The following is a 22,106-nucleotide window of genomic DNA, read 5'->3' on the forward strand; positions in this document are numbered from 1 at the left end:
ATGGTTCTCCTTCGGTGGGGGGGGAGTTCAGGTGAGTGCGACACTCACCTCTTCGAATTGCGCGGTGCCGAGGGCCGACGGGGTGCGGGAGCACACCACCAGGCCCACGTGGTAGGGGGCGTCACCGAAGGCGGGGATCGTGCCCGTGGCAAGCGGGCTCCAGGTGACGCCGTCATCGGCGGAGACGGCGGCGGCGAAGGCGGTCCCGGTGCGCTTCAGCCGCAGCAGCAGAGGCAGTCGGACGGCGGTGGTCCCGGTGAAGGTGGAGGCTCCGGCGACGGTCGGGCGCAGCATCAGCTGGGCGCTGGTCCCGCCGGTGACGATCACGCCGGCCGCCTGGTCGAACGGCGACAGCGACTTGGTCATGAGGAGCCCCACCCGGTCGGCGGTGGCCCCGGAGCGGGAGACGAGCCGGGCGGTGAGCTCGCAGTCGCCGGTGACCGGCCGCCGTACGAACTGCCCGGTCATGCCCTGTGAGTTGACGTTGAGGTCGGATCCGGCGCCACGCACGGTGAAGGCGCCGTCGGCGTAGGCCGCGTCGCCCGGGGTGAGGACGGCGACGACGCCGAGGGTGCCGTACGCGCTGCGATCGAGAACCACGTCACCGAGGTCGCCGCCGGTCCAGGGCTCGGGGAGGGCCGGGACGACGGCGGCCGTGGGTGCCGTGGCCGTGGTGACGGACGGCATCACCGCGCTGACGGACGCCGAACGCGGCCCGCGGCCCGCGCAGTTGGTCTTGGCCACGGCGTAGTGGTACGTCGTCCCGGACGTACCGCTCCCGTCCGTGTACCGGACCCGGGTGCCGAAGCCGACCGCGCCCGTGTCCCGGACGAGGGTCCGGTACGGCCCGTGCGCGGCCGGGGCGCGCAGCACGGTGTAGCGGGCCGACGGGTCCGGGTCGGTCCAGGCCAGCTCGACCCCGTCGGAGCCGGCGGCGGCGAGCAGATCACCGGCCTTGCGCACCGGGCGCGGCACCCGCCATCCCGCGCTGCCCCGGGACACCACACTGACGTTGTCGAAGGCGCCCGTGCCGGTCTCGGCGTACTCCTCGTCGACGCCCAGGCAGGAGGTGAGGACGAGCCCGGCGTACGCGGTACGCGGCAGCTCGCACACGGTCGACCCCACCTCGGTCCACCGCACCCCGTCCGCCGAGATCGCCCCGGTACAGCGGTCCCTCTCCCGGGTCACCCGGACCCAGTACGGCGCCCGCAGCCGATAGCCGTCCCCCGCTCCCTCGACGTACGGGGCCGCCAGCGGGGTCGCCGACTCGGGCAGCGTGCCCAGGTCGGAGATCGGGAAGCCGGCGCCGGTGGTGATGGCCCGCTGCTGGCTCGGCGGCACCGGGGTGCTGCCGGTCGCGGAGATCCCGGCACCGGCCGCCGGACGCACGCTCCACACCCCGCTCCAGGTGTGCAGGGGCAGCCCCTGGATCAGCGTCGAGGCGTGGGCGCCGGACGGGTCGAGCGAGGCCCTGAGGGTGACGCCGGTCTTGGCGTACTGCGAGCTGAGCGGCCAGACGATCCGGGCGGTGACACTGCCGTCGCCGTGCAGCGGGAGGTGCACGAGGCGGTAGGTGTCCGCCGTGCCGCTCGCCTCCAGCACGAACCGTTCACCGTCGAAGCGTGCCGAACCGGGGATGCGTACGGCGCCCAGGTCCCGGGTCCGCCAGGGACGCGGGAGTCCGGCGGTCGCCGACACGACGGCCGAAGACCCGCTCCGCCCGCAGGAGTCGGCGGCGACGACCGAGTAGTAGTACGTCCGGCCCGGGCGTACCCCTGCGTCGGTGTACGACGGCGACCCGACCTCGGCAAGCCGCTCATGGGGGCCGTCGGGGTGCTCGGCGCGCCGCACCTCGTAGCGCATCGCGCCCACCGACGGCAGCCATGACACCGTGACCGCACGCTCGTCGCCGTCCGCCGTGACGCCCGCCGGCGGGGTCGGCACGGCCGGGGCGGGGGCCGTACTGCCGGCGTAGGTGAAGGTGCCCCAGCTCGGCAGGTCGTCGTTGCTGCCCTCCACGACCCGGGTGCCGTCGGTGCCGCGGAAGACGGCGGCCTGTGTGCAGGGCGTGGCGAGGCCGCGGACCCCCGCGTAGTGGGCGTAGTACATCTCGTAGACCGGGGGCAGGGTGCCGCGGGAGATGGCCGAGACCGCCGTCTTGAGGTATTTGCCGGTGCGGTCCAGGTCCGGGGTGAAGGGGACGTCGCCGCCGAGGTTGTAGCGGGCCGCGTACTCCGCGTTGGCGAGGATGCGGTTGCCGTCGTGGCCCCACAGGTCGACGCCCTGGTTCCAGGCGACCTGGGCCGCGTCGCCCATCAGGCCCACCGCTAGCTGTTCGTGGCCCTGGTCGCGGCCGGCCTCCTGGCCCTGGCCGGCGTCGGTGACGATGCGGTGGCGGACGCTGCCGTTGCCCGCGCCGGCGGCGGCGAACCGCAGGGCGTCCTCGAAGAGGGTGCGTTCCTCGCAGAACACTCCGATGGCGAGGATGGTCTGAAGGGCCGTCAGGTCCCAGTTGCCGTTGGCGTGGAGCATGTAGCCGGAGACGGCCGGATACCAGACGTCGAGGAAGGAGGCCGCGCAGCGGGCGATGTCGGCGTCCGCCCAGCCGTCGTAGCCGGTGTGGCGCAGGAGTTCGGCCGCGTTGGCGAACTTGAAGCCCTGCAGGCCCGCGCCGAGCGGGCCGTCGGCACCGGTGACGATGGTGAGGGAGCCCGACCAGGCGTTGAGGATGTCGCGGGCCTTGTCGGCGTGCGCGCGGTCACCGGTGACGGCCCAGAGCAGGGCGTTCTGGTAGGCGGCGGCCGAGTCGGCGACGGCCTGGTTCTGGAAGTCGGCGGGGCCGCGGCCCCAGGAGGTGATCTGGCCGGTGTTCTGGACGGCGTAGGTGCTCTGCGAGCGGCCATGGGCGGCGAGGGCGAGATAGCCGTCGTAGAGGGGGGACTGTCTCCTGTCGACCGCGGATCGCATGCGGGCCAGGTCGTCGGCCGTGTGCAGGATGCCGGGGTGGGTGAAGGCGAAGTCCGGAAGGCCGCCCGCCGCCCCGGCTGCGGGCACGAACAGCGTGTCCGCGCCCGCGGCGAGCAGCAGGGCGCCGGAGGACTTCAGCAGGGCGCGGCGGCTGAGCGGGCTCACTGGGCGGCCGCCTCCGCCTCGGCGGTCGTGATGAACTTCAGGTTCGTCACGTGCTCGTTGGAGAACCACTGGATGGTGTCGGTGGTGTAGTACCAGCTCGGCTTCTTCATCGAGTCGGCGACGACGACCCCGTTGATCACCAGGTTCTCGAAGGTGACGTTCGTGATGGCGTGGTCGGCGTCGTAGCCGAGGAGGAGCGACGGTTCGGCGTGGGTGCCGGTGTAGGTGAGGTTCTTGACGTAGACGTCCTCGATGCCGCGGCCGACCGAGGTGTTGTACTTCGTGTTGTACATGACCTTCATGTAGATGACCTGGCCCCAGCGGAAGTCCTCGATCCGGACGTCCTCGATGCGCACGTTCCTGATGAGGTTGGAGTCGCCGGGGTTGAGCGCGATGCAGCCCTGGTAGTTCATCTGGGGTTCGCGGTGGTCGAGGATGTCGATGTTCCTGATGACCAGGTTCTCGATGGTCTCCGGAGCGTCGGTGTTGCCGTGCGTGCCGATGTTGATCGGGTGGGCGACGTCGGCCCACAGCGAGCAGTTCTGCACGGTGATGTTGCGGGTGTCGCCGTAGTAGTCCCAGCGGTGGGCGTAGATGGCGATGCAGTCGTCGGAGTTGCGCAGGAAGCAGCCGTCGAGGACGACGTCGCTGGAGGAGAAGATGTCGATGCCGTCGCCGTTGCCGCGCGAGCTGAACCCACGGACCTTCTTGATGTGGACGCTCTTGGCTTCGCCGAGGGTGGCGATGTAGTTGCCGGGGTTCATGATGATGACGTCCTCGACCCGGATGTGCTTGCTGCCCTCGCAGAGCACGCCCTGGCCGGAGCTTGCCCAGATCATGCCGTGGCCCTTGAGGGCGGCCTTCTCCACGTCCTTGAAGTAGACGGTCGCCTTGAGGACGGCGCCGCCGGCGAGGTAGACGGTCTTGCCGCTGGGGACGGTGAGGACGCCGCCGGTGACGGTCTGCACGCCGGGGCCGAAGTAGATGACGTCGGGGTCGTCGGCGGCCGGCGGGCGGTGCTCGATCCGGTTGGTGACGATGTGCAGGCAGTCGAAGATCTCGTCGTTGATCTGGACGACCAGGTCCTTCGGCTCGTCGAGGGTGAACCGCAGAGTGTCACCGAGGAGTTCGGGCGTGATGCCGTACGAGTCCGGTCTCACCCGGGCCTTGGTGGTGCCGCCCTTGAGGCAGGTCACCTCGACTTCGACGGAGCCCCGGAAGTCGAAGTAGACCAGGGAGGAGTTGTAGACCTTGCCGGAACCGGTGGCCGGGTTGATCTCCTCGAACTGGGGGCGATAGACGTCCAGTGTCTGCCAGTCGCCGTCGGGGGCGGTGCGCACCCGCACCTGGAACCCGGTGTTCGTCGGTACAGCGGACGGGCGGGGGTAAGTGACCAGCCCGCGTGCGGAGTTGCGGGCGTCCGCGTGGGCGGCGCCGGCGGCGAGCCCGCCGGACAGTCCCGCGGCGAGCGCGGTGACTCCGGCCGCCTGCAGGGCGGTACGGCGTGAGAAGGGCGTGTTCATCTATGACTCCTTGCAACAGGTCTGCGGTGCGGGCTACTTGAGGCCGGACGTCGACAGGCCGGCGACGAAGCCGCGCTGGGCGACGAGGAAGACCAGCAGGATCGGGACGACGTACATGACGGAGGCGGCGGCCTGGAGGTGGGTCACCGGCTGGCCGGCCTCGGTGACATAGGTGGTCATGACGGCGACGGCGAGGGTGGTGCGGTCGGTGGAGAGCAGGAGCTGGGGTGCGATGTAGTCGCCCCAGGTCCAGGTGAAGGCGATCACGAAGCTCGCGGCGAGGACCGGCCAGGACTGCGGCAGGAAGATCCGCCAGAAGATCCCGGCGTAGCCGCAGCCGTCGACGATCGCGGCCTCCTCCAGCTCGCGGGGCAGTCCGGCGAAGAACTGCCGGAAGAGGAAGACGAGATAGGGGGTGGCGGCCAGGCCCCACAGCACCCAGGGCCAGTAGGTGTCGACCATGCCGAGCTTGGCGAAGATCAGATAGGTCGGCAGCAGGGTGACCATCTGGGGCAGCATCATCGAGCCGAGCAGGATGCCGAACAACGTCTTCTTGCCGGGCGCGGAGAGCCGGGCGAAGCCGAAGCCGACCCAGGCGGAGCTGAGGGTGACCAGCGCGGCGTAGAGCGTCGCGATGATCAGGGAGTTGCGGGCGTAGCCGAGGAAGTCGATCAGGCGGTAGGCGTCGGCGAAGTTGTGCCACTGGATGTGGGCGGGCAGCCAGTGGACAGGAGACGCGGCCAGTTCGGCGGGGGTCTTGAGGGCGGTGAGGACCAGCCAGCCGAAGGGGCCGAGGAACAGGCCGGTGATCGCCACCAGGACGGTGTAGAGGACCAGGCGGCGGCCGTGGATCCGGGGCCGGGGGGCGGGCAGGGTGGCCGTCACTTCTTCGCCTCCGGGTCGACGTTGTAGAACACCACGCCGGACGTGGCCTTGAAGATGGCCGCGGTCAGCAGCAGGATCAGCGCGAAGAGCACCCACAGCAGCGCCGAGGCGTAGCCGTAGCGGCCGAGCGCGAAGTACTCGGCGAAGACGTGCATCATGTAGAGGTAGTTCGACTGCGGGACGGCGGTGACGCCCGCGGTGGTGCCGTCCGGGGCCAGCAGCAGCGGCATGATGGTCTGCACCGAGGCGATCACCCCGGTCACGGTCTGGAAGAGCAGGACCGGTGACAGCAGCGGCACGGTGACGCTGCGGAAGCTGCGCCAGGCGCTCGCGCCGTCGATGCGGGCCGCTTCGAGGAGTTCCCGGGGGATGTCCTGGAGCCCCGCCAGCGAGATGATCATCACGTTGCCGGCGGCCCACAGCACGGTCATCAGCAGGACGTAGCGGGCGTAGGGGTCGGCGAGCCAGTTCAGTGCGTCGAGGCCGAGGCCGGTCAGCGCCCCGTTCGCGGCGCCCGAGTTCTGGTCGAAGAGCCACTTGAAGGCGAGGCCCGCACCCACCGGGGGCACCACGGCCGGCAGATACAGCAGCGTGCGGAACAACCCCCGGGCCTTCAGGGGCCGGTTGACCAGCGCCGCAAGCCCGAGCCCGGCGACGATCGAGAGCGGGACCGAGGTGACGGCGAACAGTGCGGTCCGGCCGAGCACCTGCCAGGTGACCGAATCGCCCAGCAGTTCGCGGTAGTTGGCGAGCCCGACGAAACGCCAGCGGGGCGAGAGGCCGTCGAAGGTGGTGAGGCTCAGCCACAGGGCGTACCCCATGGGCACGATGGTCAGCAACAGGAAGCCGGCGATCCAGGGCGCGGTGAAGAGGTAGAAGGCGCGGTGCCGGCGGGTGGTCATGGAGGAGCGGGGACTTCTGACCGCCCGGTCCCGGCTGTCGGCCGCGGCCCCCGTACCGCCGTGCACGGCCGGTATCTGCTCGACGCTCATCCCACCTGCTCCTTCCCGCGCTTGAGCTGCTCGTTCATGGCCGAGCCGAGACGCCGGGCGAGGCTGTCGACGGACATCTCGCCGCGCATCGCGGCCGGCGCGGCCTGGTTGAAGAGGGCGTCGAGGGAATCCGTCCGGGCGTACGGGGTGAAGGAGATCACCGAGAAGTGCTTCAGCTCGGCCTGCTGTGTCTCCAGTACCGCCTTCTGGTAACCCTCCTGATGCGGCATCAGGGACCGGAGCGACTTGAGGCTGGGTATCCCCCAGCCGCCCGACGCGCGCGCCTTCGCCGGGGCCTCGCCGAAGAACCACTCGAAGACCCGCCAGGCCGCGTTCTTGTTCCGGGCCTTCCTCGGCATCCACATCCCGGTGCCGCCCTGGCAGGAGCTGATACGCGGGCCGCCGGCGAAGACCGGTGCCGGGGCCAGCCGGGAGACGGCCGCTAGCTTCTTGTCGGTGTTGATCAGACCGCCCAGCCAGTAGCCCGAGTTGGACATCGCCATCCGGCGGGCCTGGTAGGTGGGCCCGTCCCAGCCGTTCGGGTCGGGTTGGATCAGGCTGGGGCCGACCCTGGCCCGGCACAGCTCGATGTACCAGTTCAGGGCAGTGCGCGCCTCGGGGGTGGTGAAGTCGACCCGGGAGAAGTCGTCGCTGAAGAGGCTGCCGCCGGCCGATGCGGTCAGCCCGGCAAGGAGGGTGGAGGCACCCAGACCGTTGTAGCTGCCGCCGAACACGGTCGTCTGGCCCTTGCTGGTCCGGGTCAGCCGCTTGGCCTTGTCCAGCCACTCGTCGAAGGTGACCGGCTCGGTCCGGGAGGGGTGGGTGACGCCCGCGCTGTCGAAGAGGGCGGTGTCGTACCAGTACATGGAGTCCTGGGAGAAGTCCTTGGCCATGCCGTAGCGCGGGCCCTTGCCCTGGGTGCGGCCGTCGTAGCGCCACAGGTCGTTGACCGGGTCGAGGTCCTCGACGTCGAGGACGCTGCTGCGGGCGAAGTACGGGTCGAGTTCCTCGGCCACCCCCCGTGCCGCGAGGTACGGCGTGTCGACCGCGCCGACCCCGCGCACCAGGTCGGGCGGGTTGCCGCTGGTCATCATGGCGATCAGTTTGGTGATGTCGTACCTGACGGTGTTGATGCGGATCCCGAGGTCCTTCTTGGCCTGCTTGACGAGATCCGTGCCGAGGTCCTCGGCCTTGACCATCAGGGTGACGGTCTCGCCCGAGCCGCCGACACTGCCGGACACCGGCAGGGCACAGCCGCCGAGGGCGGCCGTGGCGGCGGCGCTGCCGCCGAGCGCCAGGAGGCGGCGCCGGCTGACCGGGGCTCGGGCATGCGTCTGCATGGACTACCCACTCTCTTCGGGAAGGTGATGGGGCGTCGGCTCGTTTGGCAACCGGTTGCTATGAGCGGTGAGGGGAGCTTCGACCCGTACGGGGGCGTCGTCAAGGGGGGTGACGAACTTTCGAAAGCCGCTCAGCGGCAACCGGTTGCTCTGGTGTACCGGTTGCTGCTCACGGCCCGTTCGGCCGACCGGACAGCGAAAGATTCCGACTCATACCCCTTGCTGGGAGCGGCCGGACCGTCCTACCGTCTCGTGGAAACCGGTTTCTAAGGCACCGTCGAGCCGCCGCCCTCCTCTCCGAGAGCGCCCACCCCGAAGGAACACGGTCTGATGAACTCCACCAGGTTGGTCCGCGCCGCGATCGCGGGCCTCGCGCTGACGGGTCTGCTCTCCGCCTGCGGCGGATCGGGCTCCGGCTCCGGCGGCTCCGATGCGGCCTCCGGCCCGGTCACCCTGCCCTTCTGGGGCTGGGCGAACGGCCAGGAGGCCGTGGTGAAGGCTTTCAACGCCTCCCACAAGGACGTCCGGCTGACGTACACGAAGGTCACCGACCAGCTGACCATGCAGAAGCAGCTCACCAACGCGGTGAAGGCGGGCAACGCGCCCTGCCTGGTGCAGAACACCGCCGAGTACGTGACGAGCTGGGTCGCCCAGGGCGCCCTCGCCGACATCACGAAGTACGTCGGTCCGGCCAGGGACAGGTTCAACCCGGGCTCCTGGTCGGCCGCGCAGGTGCAGGGCAAGCTCTACGGCGTCCCCACCAGCTCCTCGCCGAACTTCACCGTCTACCGCACCGACATCTTCCAGAGGTACGGCCTCAAGGCCCCCACCACCTGGGACGAGTTCATCGCGGCCGGCAAGGTGCTGAAGAAGCACGGCATCAAGATCACCAACTATGCCGGCGAGGACCCCAGCACCCTCGAAGTGCTCGCCATGCAGGCCGGCGCCCACTGGTACGCGATCGACGGCGACTCCTGGAAGGTGAACTTCCAGGACGCGGGCACCCTGAAGGCCGCCGGCGTGATCCAGCAGATCATCGACAACGACCTCGACTCCAAACTGTCGTTCGCCGACTACGCGGCCGTACAGCGGAACTACGACAACGGCGGAACCGCGACCCGGCAGATCTCCACCTGGCAGATGGCCGGCATGGTGCAGAACTTCACCAAGTCCTTCGGCAAGTGGGCGCTCTCCCCCTGGCCCGCCTTCACCGGCCAGGCCGCGAAGACCCCGGCCGGCACCAACCTCACCGGCAGCGTCACGCTCGTCACCGGGCAGTGCGCACACCAACAGCAGGCCGCCGAAGCCGCGTTGTGGGTGTCCACGAACCCCGGCGCGGTGAAGACGATGGCGAGCCCCACCACCGGCAACGGTGTGATGCCCGCACTGGCCGACAGCAGCGCCTACGTCGACGAGGCGATCTCGCAGAAGCTGCTCGGTTCGAACTACGCCCCGGCGAAGAAGGTCGTCACCGACAGCCTGGCCGACGTGACCACCGACTGGACCTTCGGCCCCGACTGGACCGCCATGTACACCGAGTTGCAGAACGGCTGGGCGAAGGTCGTCAGCAAGCAGCAGAAGGTCACCGACCTCCTCGCCCATATGCAGGAGTGGACGGTGGGCGACCTGAAGTCCCGCGGCATCAACGTCAAGGGCTGAGGCGGCACGGATGGTCCGCTCCCAGCGCTGGAAGGGCGCCGCCTTCACGGTGCCCTTCCAGCTCGGCTTCGTCTTCCTCTACCTGATCCCGATCGGATACGCCGTCCACCAGTCGCTGTATCGCGCGCGGTCGTCCGGACTCGGTCTCGGCGGCACCACGGACGAGTTCTCCGGCCTGGCCAACTACCGGCAGGGCCTGACGGACTCTGCGTTCCTCGGCTCCGTGATCCGGGTGCTCCTGTTCGCCTGTGTACAGATCCCGGTGATGCTGCTGGTCAGCCTGCTCCTCGCGCTGTTCCTGGACACGCTCGCGTCCAGGACGGCCGGCCGCTTCCGGGTGCTGCTGCTGGTGCCGTACATGATCCCCGGTGTCGTCGCGGCGATCGTCTGGATCAACCTCTACAGCCCGGACGTCGGCCCGCTCACCCCGCTGGGCAAGGCGTTCGGACTGTCCTGGAACTTCTTCGCGCCTTCGATGGTGTGGCCGTCCATCGGCAACCTGCTGACCTGGCACGGCATCGGCTACAACATGGTGATCATCTACGCGGCGCTCCAGGGCGTCCCGCGTGAACTCTTCGAGGCGGCCCGGCTGGACGGCGCATCCGAGCGCCGCATCGCACTCAGCATCAAAGTCCCCTACGTGCGTGGCGCGTTGGTCCTCACCGGCATGCTGTCGATCATCCAGATGCTCCAGATCTTCAATGAGCCGGCCCTGTTCCGCAATGTCACGCCCCAGACGGTGAGCGACAGCTTCACCCCGATCATGGTGATCTACAACCAGGCGTTCAACGCGGGCAACTACCACTACGCGGCCGCCCTTTCGGTGCTGCTGGCCCTGATCCTCGGCGTCGCCTCCTTCCTCTTCTACCGGCTGACCGCGAAGGAGGCCGACTGATGGCACTCACCGAGGAGCGCACCCGCACGAACCCCGTCCGCCGCGTCACCGAGCCCGATCCGGCGTCCCGCTCCCGGGGCGGCCAGCGCTTCCTGCTCCTCGGCCTGATCCTGGCCGCCACCTACAGCGTCTTCCCGGTCTGGTGGCTGCTGGTCGCCGCGACCAAGGACCGCACCGCCCTCTACCAGAGCAACGGCCTCTGGTTCTCCGGCTGGCACCTGTGGGACAACCTGCACCAGCTGTTCACCTACGAGGACGGCATCTTCCTGCGCTGGACCGCCAACTCCCTCCTCTACGCGGGAGTCGGCTCGCTCGGCGGCACGCTCATCGCGCTTGCCACGGGCTACGGCCTGGCCCGCTTCCAGTTCCCGGGCCGGGGCCTGGTGTTCGCCTGCGTGGTCGGCTCCTTCCTGGTCCCCATCGCCCTGCTCACCCTCCCCCTCTACCTCCTCTTCTCGAAGATCGGATTGGTGGACACGCCCTGGGCGATGCTGATCCCCTGCCTGATCAACCCGTTCAGCGTCTATCTGGCGAAGGTCTACACGGAGGCGACGGTCCCCTTCGAACTCCTGGAGGCCGCCCGCATCGACGGAGCGGGCGAACTGCGCATCTTCTTCTCGATCGTCCTGCGCATGATGACGACGGGAGGGGCCACGGTCTTCCTGCTGGCCTTCGTCAACACCTGGAACGCCTTCTTCCTCCCCCTCACCGTGCTGCGCGGCGAGGAGAACTGGACCCTGAACCTGGGCCTGTACAACTGGTCCGGCAAACGGCTCGAATCCGGGGTCGACCTGACCGGCCTGGTCCTCACCGGCGCCCTGCTCTCCATCGTCCCGATGGCCGTCATGATGATCGCGATGCGCCGCTACTGGCGCACCGGCGTCACCCTGGGAGCCCTCAAGTGACCGTGCTCCACAACCCGGTGATCCGCGGCTTCGCCCCCGACCCCTCCCTGGTCCGGGCCGGCGACCGGTACTACCTGGCGACCAGCTCCTTCGAGTGGTTCCCGACGATCCCGATCCACCGCTCCCACGACCTGGCCCACTGGGAGTACGCCGGCCATGTCGAGGGCGCGGCCCCCGGCGACTCCCTGGCCGGTGTCCCCGACTCGGGCGGCATCTGGGCCCCGTCGCTGAGCTGGGACGGGGAACGCTTCTGGGTGACGTACTCGATCGTCCGCTCGGTCGGCACCCCGTACTTCGACCTGGACACCTACGTCAGTACGGCCAACGACGTGTCGGGCCCATGGACTCCCCCGCGCCGAGTCCCGAGCCACGGCTTCGACCCCGCTCTCCACCACGAGGACGGCCGTATCTGGCTCCTCAACATCCAGAACGACCACCGCCCGGGCGGCCGGCGCTTCGCGGGAATCGTCACCACCGAGCTGGACAGGGAAACGCTCGCCCCCATCGGCATCACTGAACTACTCCTCCAGCACGACCGGTTGATCGAAGGGCCGAAGCTGCTGAAGCGGGACGGCTGGTACGTCCTGGTGCTGGCGGAAGGCGGCACGGGTTTCGAGCACGGGGTGCGGGTGGCCCGCAGCAGGAACCTGACGGGTCCGTACTCGCTGGACGAACGCCCACTGCTGACCACGCGGGACGACCCCGAGTGGCCGTTGCAGAAGGCGGGGCATGCGGAGTTGGTGGAGACGCCTGAGGGCGAGTGGTATTTGAGCCACCTCACAGCACGTCCCCTGCGGACGCCGGAGGGACCGAAGTGCCCTCTCGGCCGCGAGACGGCGATCCAGGCGGTGACATGGGACGCGGAGGGCTGGCCGAGACTCCGGCACGGGGATCACCGACCGGCCGTACTGGTCGAAGGACCTGAGCCGGAGCGCCCCTTTGGGGGCGCGGGACTGCATTCGACAGGCGGCTACCGCGGCGTGGGCGCGACCAGCCCCCACCCACCCTCACACAACAACGCACCCCCCTACTACACCCTCCGCTCCCCAGCAGCCCCCTCCTGGATCGACCCCACCACCCGCCCCGGCTGGCTGCGCCTCCGCGGTCATCACGGCCCCGACTCCCTCTGGTCCCACAACCTCCTGGGCCGCCGCATCACCGAACACCACACCGAAGCCCAAGTCACCCTCCAGGCAAGCCCCTCCACCTTCACCCAGGCCGCCGGCCTGCTCCTCTGGTACAACACCTCGGCCTACTACGCCCTGGACCTCACCTGGGCGGAACCGGAAGGCGAATCACAGCACGGCCAGCAGTGGCAGCACACGGGCCGCATCGTGCTGGCCCTGACCTCGCGCGACGAGAACGAGAGCCACCGCGTGTCCGAAACCGAGGTCGACGCGACCGCCCCCCTCACCCTCGGCGTCACCGTCGACGGCACCGACGCCCGTTTCTGGTACGCCGGAAGCGGCACCCGCCACCCCATCGGCCCGTCCCTCGACTTCACCCGCCTCTCCGACGACCACGGCACCCGCCTCCGCTTCACGGGCGCCATGGCCGCGATCCACGCCGTAGACCTCGTCGACGCCTCCTTCACCGCCGACTTCACCGATTTCCGGGTCACCTGCACACCCGCCTGATCCGCCCACCCCTGTTCGAAGTTTCGAAAGTCCCGCCGCGGATGATCCCGCGAATTCCCAGGTCTTCACGCCGAGTTGACGCGCACCTATCGTAGGAAGCGCTTACTGCACGGCTTGCACGCAGACCGCGGAAGCAGCGTTGGTCGCAACTTTCGTTACTTTCGTTGGCCCAAGGGCGGGCCGGAGAGGCGGTTCCCCATGGTCCGTGCCGGGGGTACGAGCGTGGCGGCGGCCGGGCCGACGCTGGCGGTGGTGGCCCGCGAAGCCGGCGTCTCCGTACCGACCGCGTCGAAGGTGGTCAACGGCCGTGACGACGTGGCTCCCGAGACCCGCCGCCGGGTCACCGCGGCTCTCGAACGGCTCGGTTACGTCCGCAGACCGCGGTTCGACACGGCGAAGGCCCCCACCCTGATCGACCTGGTGGTGCACGCGCTGGACAGCTCGTGGGCGGGCGTGGTGCTGCGCGGCGTGGAGGAGGCGGCCTACGAGGCGGGGCTTGAGGTCGTGGTGTCGGCGGGGCTGACCCGGACCCGGGCCGGCCGCCCGGAACGCGGCTGGCTGGACAAGCTCACCGCGCGCGGCTCCTCGGGGGTGCTGTTCGACCTGGCCGAGCTGACGCCGTCGCAGTACGCCTGGCTGGACCACCACCGCATCCCGTACGTGCTGCTCGACCCCGTCCACGAACCCCCGGCGGGAGTCGTGTCGGTCGGGGCCGCGAACTGGCAGGGCGGGGTGTCCGCGACCGAGCATCTGCTCGCCCTCGGCCATGAGCGGATCGCGGTGATCGCCGGCAGCCGGCGCAGCATGTGCAGCGGCGCCCGGGTGGCCGGTTACCGTTCGGCGCTCGCCGCGGCCGGGCTGCACCAGCGCGGCGGGTACGTGCGGCACGCGAGCTTCGACGAGGGCACGGCCCGGCATCGTATGCACGAACTGCTCGACCTGCCGGAACCGCCGACCGCCGTGTTCGTCTGCTCGGACCGGATGGCGCTCGGGGTGTACACGGCACTGGCCGAGCGCGGGCTGCGGGTGCCGGACGACATCAGTGTGGTCGGCTTCGACGATCTGCCCGAGGCACGCTGGGGCACCCCGGCGCTGACCACGGTCCGCCAGCCGCTCGCGGAGATGGCGGCGACCGCGCTGCGGCTGCTGGTGCGGCTGATGCACGGGGACCGTCCGGAGGGCACCCGGACCGAGCTGTCGACACGGCTGGTGGTGCGGGCGAGTACGGCCGCCCCGTCTGCCCGTTCGGCCGTACGAGGGTGACCGGGGTCCCGTCAAGATCGTTTCCAGTGCATGAATCTCACCCTGCGCACCTCGGCGGCCTGCGCCCTGGCCGTGGCCGCCGTGGCCACGGTCCTGGGCTCCGCCCAGGCCACGACCCGTACCGTCGCCCCGGCCGAGCACCACACCAAGGTGGCGGCCCCGGGCGAGGAGCACGACCCGAAGGAGGACGCGGAGCTGGACGAGAACGGCCGCCCGGATCTGAACGAGGACTGAGGCGGCGCGCCCCGTCAGGGGCGCTGGGGGTCCCCCCGGCCGAAGGCTGGGGGAGGAACTGCGCGTCCAGCCACAACGGACCCGCAGTTCCCCACCGGCCGGTCTTTCAGTCGTCGGCTCGAACAGGCTCACCGAGCAGCGCCTGGATCGCGTCCACGGCGCTGCCGTCGTGGTCGCTGCCGGCCGTGCCCCGCCCGGCCTGGACGTTCGCCGTGCGGTCCACCTCGAGGATGGAGTCCGCGTGGGAGTTGTCGATCACAGTGATCAGACTCCCGGCCGCGTGCGAGGAGACCGCGGCCGCGCCGAGAAGCGCCGCCGCGACCGCCACAGCCGTCGGCAACCGCATCACACGCCCACGCCCTCGGGCTCGGGCTCGTCGAGCCGTTCCCGCGCGATGTTGCGCTCCAGCAGGGTGGTGGACACCTTGACCCCGACACCGCCGGCCGCGTCCACCTCGGGCAACCGGCCGTCCGCCGCCTTGAGCTCGCCGAGCGCGCTCTCCATGGCCTCGTGCGCGGCGAACAGACAGGGGGTGGAGTAGATGGCGACGTCGACGCCGAGCTCGTCCAGTTCGGTGAGCGAGAGCCGGGGTGACTTGCCGCCGCCGATCTGGTTGAAGAGCAGCGGTTTGTCGCCGACGACCTTGCGGATGCGGCGGATCCACTCCTCGCTGCGGACCCCGTCGACGAGGATCACGTCGGCGTCGGTGGCGGCCAGCCGCTCCGCGCGGTGCAGGATGTCGTGCTCGTCGGTGGCGTCCGTACGGGCCACGACGACCAGGTCCTGGCGCGTCTCCAGAACCTTCTCCAGCTTGTCCAGGTACTCCTCCAGGGGCAGTACCTGCTTGCCGTCGGCGTGCCCGCAGCGGCGGGGCCGCTTCTGGTCCTCCAGGATCACCCCGGAGGCGCCGATCCGCTCCAGCCCCTCGACGACATGGCAGGCGACCTCGGGGTCGACGTACCCGTCGTCGATGTCGACGAGGAGGTGGTGGTGCGGGAACGCGCCCCGCAACCGCTGGACGAAGGCCACCATGTCGGGCCAGGCGATGAATCCGATGTCCGGCAGGCCGTAGTACGACGCGGCGAAGCCGAAGCCGGAGACGAACATCCCGTCGTAGTGCTTGGCCGCGATCGACGCCGAGTACATGTCGTACACGCCGATCAACGGGGTGGTCCCCGGCCCGGCGATCTGCTCGCGCAGCTTCTTCCCGTAAGTCAAGGTCCGGCTCCTCCTGTGGGTGGGTGGCGCGGCGGCTCGGTGGCCTCCGCGTCTCGACAGCCCTTTGCCAAGACAAGAGCATCTCTAGGTACGCACGTGACTATCTCCGTGCGCGAGCTTTACTCACCCCAATGGCGGATCGGGTTCACCGGAGAAACGTCACTGGCCGAGCTGAGCGACCCAGGCGAGACCCCCGTGCAGATGGGCAAGGAAGGCCGGATCCCGGTACGCCTCCCGGGCGTGCCCGAGTGCCGTGTAGAACACCCGTCCGGTCCCCTGCTCGCGGCACCAGGCCAGCGGATGGTCGTCGCCCATGGTGCCGCCGTCGTACGACGACTCGTCGGCGCGCAGCAGCACCCGCACCCGGCCGCGCGGGTTGTCCCGGAAGTCGTACCACTCGTCGGTGAAGTCCCAGACGGCCGGCAGCTCCCGGGTCGCCGGATGGCCGTGGTCCTCGACGAGCGCCCGGCCGGGCTGGTACTCCGGGTGGCGGTCGAAGCGGGCGCCGAGGAGTTCGCCGTAGTACGGCCAGTCGTACTCCGTGCAGGCCGCCGCGTGCACACCGGCGAAGCCGCCGCCCGCCTCGACGTAGGCGGCCAGCCGGGCGCGGCCCCGCGGGGTCAGGATCTCGCCGCTGGTGGAGAGGAACACGACGGCCGCGTACCCGTCCAGCGGCTGTTCGAGGGCGGCCGGATCCTCGGTGGCGTCGACGTCGAGATCGGTGAACTCCCTTACGGCGGCGACGGCGTCGGGGATCGAGTCGTGGCGGTAGCCGGTGGTTCGGGTGTGGACGAGCAGTCGAGGGACCATGGCCGCATGGTCGCCCATGGCCGCCGACGGTTCAAAGGCCGGGCGTCGGCACGCTGTTGTCGGGTGCGCCGTCGCCGTTGGACGGCAGGTCGCCGCGCTGTACCGGCTGGTCGTCGGTGAAGGCCGGGTCGGGCGTGGGCAGCAGGGTGTCGAGTTCACCGGCGGTGGGGCGGTGGATCGCGCGCAGCGCCTTGCCCAGTACGGCGCCGGAGACCCCGCCCTCGCCTTCGAGCCACACCACGCAGCCCTTCTTCGACACCTCGTACCGGTGCGTCCCGGCGTAGCGCAGGTGGTCGGTGTAGAGGTGGATGACGGCGCCGGTCCTGTCCGTGTAGGCGGCGGAGAATCCGTCGTCGCCCTGCACACCGACGGACTGCTGGGCGAGGGTGAACCCCGGGGCCTCGGTGACATAGACCAGCTCCGGATCCATGCCCAACGCCTTGGCCTTGGCGGCGAGTTCGGCCGGGTCGGCGGGCGAGGCGGAGGCTCCGGGGGCCGCCTTCTCGGTACCGCATCCGGTGAGCAGGGCGGCGGCGAGGAGCAGCGGCGGCAGGGCGCGCACGGCACGGATCATGCGCCCATCGTGCCGCACACACGTTCCACAGGCATCGGGATTTCCGGTCGCCCCGCCGCTTGTCCATCGTCGCCGACGGCGCCTAGCCTCGGCTTCGATGAACGCCACCCCGCCCCTCCTCGACCACCTGGTGCTGGCGACCCCCGACCTCGCCGCGACGGTCGCCGACTTCGCCCGGCGGACCGGTGTGACGCCGGCTGCCGGCGGTGCCCACCCGGACCTCGGCACCCGCAACCATCTGGTTTCCCTGGGCGGCGCCGGCTACCTGGAGATCATCGGGCCGGACCCGGAGCAGTCCGTACCGCCCGGCGCCCGCCCCTTCGGCGTCGACGGGCTCACCGCCGCCCGCACGGTGACCTGGGCGATCCGCCCGCGGGACCTGGACGCGACGGTCGCGGCCGCGCGGGCCCGGGGCTACGACCCCGGTGACCCGCGTCCGATGAGCCGCCGACGCCCCGACGGAACGCTGCTGGAGTGGCGGCTGACCGACAGCACCACCGCGCATCCCTCCGGCCTGGTTCCGTTCCTGATCGACTGGGGTTCCTCGCGCCACCCGACGGCCTCCGGGCTGCCGGTCACCCCGCTGCTCGCGGTGTCCGCGACCGTCCCCGACCCCGCGGTGGTCCGCCCCCTGCTGAGGGCCCTGGGCACGGACCTGACCCTGACCGAGGGACCGGTGGCGATCTCCTTCACCGTCGACACCCCGCGGGGAGCCGTGACCTTCTCCTGAGTGTCCGATTCCTTCAAGACCGGCGCTCGGCCCCCCGCCTACGGTGACGTCATGACTCCACGATTCGCCGTGATCGGCCTGGTCGCCGCCGACCTGACCGCGTCCCTCGCCTTCTACCGGCGCCTGGGCCTGGACTTCCCGCCCGGCGCCGAGGAACAGCCGCATGTCGAGGCCGAGTTGCCCGGCGGGCTCACCCTCGCCCTGGACACCGAGGAGACGGTCCGCTCCTTCCACCCGGCCTGGCGCCCGCCGGCCGGCGGCGGCCGGGTGGGGCTCGCCTTCCGCTGCGGTTCGCCCGCCGAGGTGGACGCGGTCTACGAGGACCTGGTCGGCGCCGGGTACCACGGCGAGCTCAAGCCGTGGGACGCCTTCTGGGGCCAGCGGTACGCCACCGTGCACGACCCCGACGGCAACGGCGTCGACCTGTTCGCCCCGCTACCCGCCGAGTAGTCCGGTCAGTGGCAGGCCGGCCAGCTCCCGTACGTCCCGGGCGAGATGAGGCTGGTCCGCGTACCCCGCCCGGACCGCCGTCTCCGCGAGCGGCACCCCGCCCCGGGCGAGCGCGAGCGCCCGCTGCATCCGGAGCACCCGCGCGAGCGTCTTGGGACCGTAGCCGAACGCGTCGCGACTACGCCGGTGCAACTGGCGGGCCCCCAGGCCCAGCTCATCGGCCACGGCGGCCACGGCGCGCCCCGCGTCCAGGGCTTCGACGAGCCGCTTCAGGGACGGGTCGGGCGGGACGCCCCGTTCCAGAGCGATCTCCTCCAGCGCGGCGACGGGGTCGGTGGCGGCGCCGACCCGGGTACGCAGCCGCCGTACGACGGCGGCCGGCCAGAGGTCGCTCAGCTCCACACGCCGGTCGAGCAGTTCGTGCGCCGGTACGCCGAGGACGGCGGGGGCGGTACCGGGATAGAAGCGGAGGCCCACCCACACCCCCTGGGCGCCCTCGGTGACGTACGCGCGCGTATCGGGCCCGGCGACCAGCAGTCGCCCCTCATGCCAGAGCAGATCCATACACCCGTCGGGCAGCACGCGCCCCGATCCGCCCTCGCCAGGGGTGTTCACCCAGCCGACCGCACCGGAGATCCGAGACGCCCGCTCCTTGTACACATACGCCAGCGTAGACGCGCCCCCTCAGGGGCGCGGGGCTGTGCTCGACATGCGGCTGCCGCCGCGTGGGCGCGATCAGCCACAGCGAACCCGCACCCCGCCCACGAGGCGAACCCCGGAAACGAACCCGCCCCCGGCCCTCAAGCCTCCGGCTTCCGCGGCGGCGGATGGCTGCTCTTCACATGCGTACGCAACCGCGCCGTGACGTCCTCGGGCGGCAGGAAGCGGGACCAGCGTTCCGGGAACTCGGACGGCATGTCCGGATCGTCGGGGTCGACCTCCCGCGCCGCGGCCGCGCGGGCGACGTACTCGGCGACCTGGGCCTCCCGCAGCCGTTCGTTGGCGGCGCGGGCCGCGGCCGTGGCGGCGGCCGGCCAGACCCGGTCGATGGCGGCGTTCATGGCGGCGCCGACCAGCACGGCGAAGGCCGCCACACCGATCCACAGCAGCACGGCGACGGACGCGGCCAGGGAGCCGTAGATCGTCGCGCCCTCGATGGTGCTGGTCAGGTAGATGCGCAGCAGGAAGCTGCCGAGGACCCACATGGCCAGGGCGACCAGGGCGCCCGGCACGTCCTCGATCCACGGGGAGCGCACCGGCACGGAGACGTGGTACAGCGTGGTCAGGAAGACGATGGACAGGACGATCACGACCGGCCAGTACAGGACCTGTACGAGCGTCTCCGACCAGGGCACGATCCCGACCACCGCGTCCGGCCCTGCCACCATCAGCGGCAGCGCCACGGAGCCGATCAGCAGCGCGGCGATGAAGAGCAGGAAGGACACGATCCGGGTCTTCACGATGCCCCGGACGCCGTCGAGGCCGTACATCACGGTGATCGTGTCGATGAAGACGTTCACCGCGCGGGAGCCCGACCACAGGGCGAACAGGAAGCCGATGGAGATCACGTCGGGGCGGCCGCCCCGCACCACGTCGTGCAGGATCGGCTCCGCGATCTCCTTCACGCCCTTGTCGGACAGGACCGTGCGGGAGGCGTCCAGGAGGTTGGTCTCCAGGCTGGCGATGGTGTGGGCGCCGGTCCAGTCGTCGACGTAGCCGAGCAGGCCGATGAGGCTGAGCAGCAGCGGCGGGACGGACAGCAGAGTGAAGAAGGCGGCCTCGGCGGCGAGGCCGAGGATGCGGTACTCCATGCAGGAATTGACGGTGTCCTTGAGCAGCAGCCAGGCCGTCCTGCGCTTGGAGACGTTCCGGTAGAGGGCCCTGGCCCGGTGGAGCCGGCCGGAGGGCCGCTCGGGAGTATCGCTTGCTGGCTGCACGCCCTAACGGTATCCGCCGTCCGGGGCAGTACTCATCTTCCGGGGTCCCGAAGCGATCTTCCGGACCCGGCAGGATCTTGCGGGGCGACCGGGGGTACCCCTGTGTCACGCTGGAGACCACCGCCGTCGCCCCGGGTAGGTTCGCAGACATGGCAGGCACCACCACCCATACCGTGACCAACCAGCCGCCCCCGCTGGTCGGATACGACCTCTTCGCCGCCGACCGCGCCCTCGTCGAGGCGGTGGCCCGGCACACCGCCCCGGAGCTGCTGGACGAGGTGCGCGCCGAGCTGTCGTCGATCGGTGTCTCGGCCGGTTCGGCGCAGGTGCAGGAGTGGGGGGCGCAGGCCAACGAGCACCCGCCGCGGCTGCGCACCCACGACCGCTACGGCCACCGTGTCGACGAGGTCGAGTTCCATCCCGCCTGGCACCGGCTGCTCGGCAAGGGCGTGGGCGCGGGCCTGACCAGCAGCTGGGTACGGCCGTCCGGGCACGTCCGGCGGGCGGCCGCCTTCCTGGTCTGGACCCAGGCCGAGGCCGGCAACTGCTGCCCGCTGTCGATGACGAACGCGGCGGTGCCCGCGCTGCGCACCGACCCGGAGCTGGCCGCCGCGTGGGAGCCGCTGCTGACCTCCATGATCTACGACCGTGAGCTGCGGCCCGCCGCACAGAAGGCCGGCGCCCTCTTCGGCATGGGCATGACGGAGAAACAGGGCGGCAGCGACGTACGCGCGAACACGACCGCCGCCGCCCCGCTCGCCGAGTCCGGGACGTACACGCTCACCGGACACAAGTGGTTCTGCTCGGCACCGATGTCCGACGGTTTCCTGGTGCTGGCCCAGGCACCGGGCGGACTGACCTGTTTCCTGGTGCCGCGTGTCCTGGAGGACGGCACCCGCAACGTCTTCCTCCTCCAGCGCCTCAAGGACAAGCTCGGCAACCGGTCGAACGCGTCGAGCGAGGTGGAGTTCGACGGCACCTGGGCGCGGCGCGTGGGCGAGGAGGGGCGCGGGGTGCGGACCATCATCGAGATGGTCGCCGCGACCCGGCTCGACTGTGTGCTGGGCTCGGCGGGGCTGATGCGGCAGGCGGTGGCCCAGGCCGTGCACCACTGCACGCACCGCGAGGCGTTCGGCGGGAAACTCGCCGACAAGCCGCTGATGCGCAACGTCCTGGCCGACCTCGCGATCGAGTCGGAGGCCGCGACGACGCTCGCGCTCCGGCTGGCCGCCGCCTACGACGACGGCAGCGAGGCCGAACGGGCCCTGCTGCGGCTGGCGTTGCCGGCCGCCAAGTACTGGGTGACCAAGCGCTGTGCGCCGGTCGCCGTGGAGGCCGCCGAGTGTCTGGGCGGCAACGGCTACGCGGAGGAGTCGGGGCTGCCCCGGCTGGTGCGCGAGTCACCGCTGAACTCGGTCTGGGAGGGCGCGGGGAACATCCAGGCGCTGGACGTCCTGCGGGCGTTGCAACGCGAACCGCAAGCGCTGGACGCCTACCTCCAGGAGATCGGCCGCGCCCACGGCGCCGACCACCGCCTTGACCGCGCGGTCAAGGACCTCTTCTCCGAACTGGCCGACCTGGAGGGTATGGAGGCCCGGGCCAGACGCCTGGTGGAACGCCTGGCGACGGTACTCCAGGGCTCCCTGCTGGTCCGCTTCGCGCCCCCGGAGGTGGCCGACGCCTTCTGCGCGTCAAGACTGGCCAACGACTGGGGTTCATCCTTCGGCACCCTGCCGAAGGGCCTGGACCTGGCCTCCGTGGTGGATCGAGCACGGGTGCGCATCCCTGCCTGAAGGGGCGCGGGACAGTATCGATGTGCTGCTCCGCCGCGTGGGCGCGACAAGCCCACCGCAACCGTCAGCCGCCAACGCACCTGAAAGCGCACGCCCGCGGCTATCGGCTCTCCGCCCGGGCACGGGGGT

At 70.7% G+C, this 22,106-nt stretch carries 20 protein-coding genes; 9 read left to right on the plus strand and 11 right to left on the minus strand.

The features are described from left to right. Positions 1–27: 27 nt before the first annotated feature. Genes ACWGJB_RS19135 through ACWGJB_RS19155 form a run of 5 tightly spaced genes read right to left on the minus strand, consistent with a single transcriptional unit; the run spans position 28 to position 7,872 of the window. Positions 28–3,132 (minus strand): alginate lyase family protein, encoded by a 3,105-nt coding sequence (locus ACWGJB_RS19135; protein WP_453381322.1) that lies wholly within the window; start codon positions 3,130–3,132, stop codon positions 28–30. Beyond that, complete coding sequence (locus ACWGJB_RS19140) at positions 3,129–4,655, minus strand: glycosyl hydrolase family 28 protein (protein ID WP_453381323.1); 1,527 nt, start codon at positions 4,653–4,655, stop codon at positions 3,129–3,131. The genes ACWGJB_RS19135 and ACWGJB_RS19140 overlap by 4 nt, the downstream gene beginning before the upstream one ends. A 33-nt stretch (positions 4,656–4,688) precedes the next feature. After that, on the minus strand, positions 4,689–5,540 hold the full coding sequence (locus ACWGJB_RS19145; RefSeq protein WP_453381324.1) for a carbohydrate ABC transporter permease: 852 nt from the start codon (positions 5,538–5,540) through the stop codon (positions 4,689–4,691). After that, positions 5,537–6,532 carry a carbohydrate ABC transporter permease gene (locus tag ACWGJB_RS19150; protein WP_453381325.1) on the minus strand — a complete coding sequence of 332 codons (996 nt, stop codon included), beginning with the start codon at positions 6,530–6,532 and terminating at the stop codon, positions 5,537–5,539. Before ACWGJB_RS19150 ends, ACWGJB_RS19145 begins: the two co-directional genes overlap by 4 nt. After that, entirely contained in the window at positions 6,529–7,872 is a 1,344-nt protein-coding gene (locus tag ACWGJB_RS19155) for an ABC transporter substrate-binding protein (protein ID WP_453381326.1), read from the minus strand. The genes ACWGJB_RS19150 and ACWGJB_RS19155 overlap by 4 nt, the downstream gene beginning before the upstream one ends. 330 nt (positions 7,873–8,202) lie before the next feature. Here ACWGJB_RS19155 and ACWGJB_RS19160 point away from each other — a divergent pair, with 330 nt between their 5' ends. The 6 genes from ACWGJB_RS19160 to ACWGJB_RS19185 all read left to right on the plus strand — a co-directional run bounded on the left by ACWGJB_RS19160 (position 8,203) and on the right by ACWGJB_RS19185 (position 14,465). After that, positions 8,203–9,531 carry an ABC transporter substrate-binding protein gene (locus tag ACWGJB_RS19160; protein WP_453381327.1) on the plus strand — a complete coding sequence of 443 codons (1,329 nt, stop codon included), beginning with the start codon at positions 8,203–8,205 and terminating at the stop codon, positions 9,529–9,531. 10 nt (positions 9,532–9,541) lie between these two features. Next, positions 9,542–10,426 carry a carbohydrate ABC transporter permease gene (locus ACWGJB_RS19165; protein WP_453381328.1) on the plus strand — a complete coding sequence of 295 codons (885 nt, stop codon included), beginning with the start codon at positions 9,542–9,544 and terminating at the stop codon, positions 10,424–10,426. Beyond that, the gene (locus ACWGJB_RS19170; protein WP_453381329.1) at positions 10,426–11,331 is read left to right on the plus strand and encodes a carbohydrate ABC transporter permease; all 906 of its coding nucleotides are present in this window, start codon (positions 10,426–10,428) and stop codon (positions 11,329–11,331) included. The genes ACWGJB_RS19165 and ACWGJB_RS19170 overlap by 1 nt, the downstream gene beginning before the upstream one ends. Beyond that, on the plus strand, positions 11,328–12,968 hold the full coding sequence (locus ACWGJB_RS19175) for a family 43 glycosylhydrolase (protein ID WP_453381330.1): 1,641 nt from the start codon (positions 11,328–11,330) through the stop codon (positions 12,966–12,968). The genes ACWGJB_RS19170 and ACWGJB_RS19175 overlap by 4 nt, the downstream gene beginning before the upstream one ends. 198 nt (positions 12,969–13,166) lie before the next feature. Further along, positions 13,167–14,231: a LacI family DNA-binding transcriptional regulator gene (locus ACWGJB_RS19180; protein WP_453381331.1), complete on the plus strand. Its 1,065-nt coding sequence runs from the start codon at positions 13,167–13,169 to the stop codon at positions 14,229–14,231. A gap of 30 nt (positions 14,232–14,261) precedes the next feature. Next, positions 14,262–14,465 carry a hypothetical protein gene (locus ACWGJB_RS19185; RefSeq protein ID WP_453381332.1) on the plus strand — a complete coding sequence of 68 codons (204 nt, stop codon included), beginning with the start codon at positions 14,262–14,264 and terminating at the stop codon, positions 14,463–14,465. Between the two features lie 106 nt (positions 14,466–14,571). On the opposite strand, the gene ACWGJB_RS19190 is transcribed toward ACWGJB_RS19185, so the two are convergent. The 4 genes from ACWGJB_RS19190 to ACWGJB_RS19205 form a co-directional block, all read right to left on the minus strand. Continuing rightward, positions 14,572–14,811: a hypothetical protein gene (locus ACWGJB_RS19190; RefSeq protein WP_453381333.1), complete on the minus strand. Its 240-nt coding sequence runs from the start codon at positions 14,809–14,811 to the stop codon at positions 14,572–14,574. After that, positions 14,811–15,683, minus strand: a complete 873-nt coding sequence (locus ACWGJB_RS19195) for an isocitrate lyase/PEP mutase family protein (protein ID WP_453381334.1) — start codon at positions 15,681–15,683, stop codon at positions 14,811–14,813. The genes ACWGJB_RS19190 and ACWGJB_RS19195 overlap by 1 nt, the downstream gene beginning before the upstream one ends. A 159-nt stretch (positions 15,684–15,842) precedes the next feature. After that, the gene (locus ACWGJB_RS19200) at positions 15,843–16,493 is read right to left on the minus strand and encodes a ThuA domain-containing protein (RefSeq protein ID WP_453381335.1); all 651 of its coding nucleotides are present in this window, start codon (positions 16,491–16,493) and stop codon (positions 15,843–15,845) included. 31 nt (positions 16,494–16,524) lie between these two features. Beyond that, positions 16,525–17,067, minus strand: coding sequence for a membrane lipoprotein (locus ACWGJB_RS19205; protein WP_453381336.1), 543 nt, complete (start codon positions 17,065–17,067; stop codon positions 16,525–16,527). 97 nt (positions 17,068–17,164) lie between these two features. On the opposite strand from ACWGJB_RS19205, the gene ACWGJB_RS19210 reads away from it, so the two are divergent. Both ACWGJB_RS19210 and ACWGJB_RS19215 read left to right on the plus strand, forming a co-directional pair. Further along, complete coding sequence (locus ACWGJB_RS19210; RefSeq protein WP_453381337.1) at positions 17,165–17,797, plus strand: VOC family protein; 633 nt, start codon at positions 17,165–17,167, stop codon at positions 17,795–17,797. Positions 17,798–17,848: 51 nt separating this feature from the next. Then, positions 17,849–18,247: a VOC family protein gene (locus ACWGJB_RS19215; RefSeq protein ID WP_453381338.1), complete on the plus strand. Its 399-nt coding sequence runs from the start codon at positions 17,849–17,851 to the stop codon at positions 18,245–18,247. Here ACWGJB_RS19215 and ACWGJB_RS19220 read toward each other — a convergent pair. Next, complete coding sequence (locus tag ACWGJB_RS19220) at positions 18,233–18,907, minus strand: helix-turn-helix domain-containing protein (RefSeq protein ID WP_453381339.1); 675 nt, start codon at positions 18,905–18,907, stop codon at positions 18,233–18,235. The genes ACWGJB_RS19215 and ACWGJB_RS19220 overlap by 15 nt on opposite strands. 140 nt (positions 18,908–19,047) lie before the next feature. Beyond that, positions 19,048–20,184, minus strand: a complete 1,137-nt coding sequence (locus tag ACWGJB_RS19225) for a YihY/virulence factor BrkB family protein (RefSeq protein ID WP_453381340.1) — start codon at positions 20,182–20,184, stop codon at positions 19,048–19,050. 149 nt (positions 20,185–20,333) lie between these two features. Here ACWGJB_RS19225 and ACWGJB_RS19230 point away from each other — a divergent pair, with 149 nt between their 5' ends. Continuing rightward, the gene (locus tag ACWGJB_RS19230; protein WP_453381341.1) at positions 20,334–21,977 is read left to right on the plus strand and encodes an acyl-CoA dehydrogenase family protein; all 1,644 of its coding nucleotides are present in this window, start codon (positions 20,334–20,336) and stop codon (positions 21,975–21,977) included. The last annotated feature ends 129 nt before the right edge of the window (positions 21,978–22,106 follow it).

Source organism: Streptomyces sp. NPDC054813 (assembly GCF_053611365.1).